1 protein-coding gene is annotated in these 677 nt (G+C 66.0%); it reads right to left on the reverse strand.

Features of this window, described 5'->3' with window-relative positions:
• The coding region (locus G3574_RS20745) for a branched-chain amino acid ABC transporter permease (protein ID WP_163967450.1) at positions 1-677 on the reverse strand (677 nt) is incomplete at both ends.

The raw sequence follows: 677 nt of genomic DNA on the forward strand, positions 1-677 counted from the left end.
CGGAAGGCCAGCACGCAGATGATGAAGATGAAGCCGGTGACGATGGTGACCGACTCGCCGATGGTTCGGAACCACTCCACGTTCGTCAGCGTCGCCAGCCAGTTGCCGAGGTCGCCCAGCTTGTTTTCCAGCGCGATGATGATGATCGCCCCCACCAGCGGTCCGGCCAGCGTACCCAGCCCGCCCACCAGCGTCATCAGCACCACCAGGCCCGACATGCTCCAGTGCACGTCCGTGAGCGTCTCGAAGCCCAGCACCACCGTCTTCGTCGCGCCAGCCAGGCCGGACAGCGCCGCCGACAGCACGAAGGCCAGCAGCTTGTACTTGTCCACGTCATACCCCAGCGAAATGGCGCGCGGCTCGTTTTCCTTGATCGCCTTCATCACCTGGCCGAACGGCGAATGCACCGTGCGCACGATCAGCGCGAAGCCAGCCACGACGATGGCCAGCACCACGTAGTACAGCGTCATGTCGCTGGACAGGTCGACCATGCCCAGCAGCTTGCCGCGCGGCACGCCCTGCATGCCGTCCTCGCCGCCGGTGAACGGCGCCTGCAGGAACACGAAGAACAGCATCTGCGCCAGCGCCAGCGTGATCATGGTGAAGTAGATGCCCTGCCGGCGGATCGCCAGCTGGCCCATGACCAGGCCGATCACCGCCGCGCCCAGCGTGCCGGC

Source organism: Noviherbaspirillum galbum, from assembly GCF_010974945.1.
In the GTDB taxonomy this organism is placed as follows: domain Bacteria; phylum Pseudomonadota; class Gammaproteobacteria; order Burkholderiales; family Burkholderiaceae_D; genus Noviherbaspirillum; species Noviherbaspirillum galbum.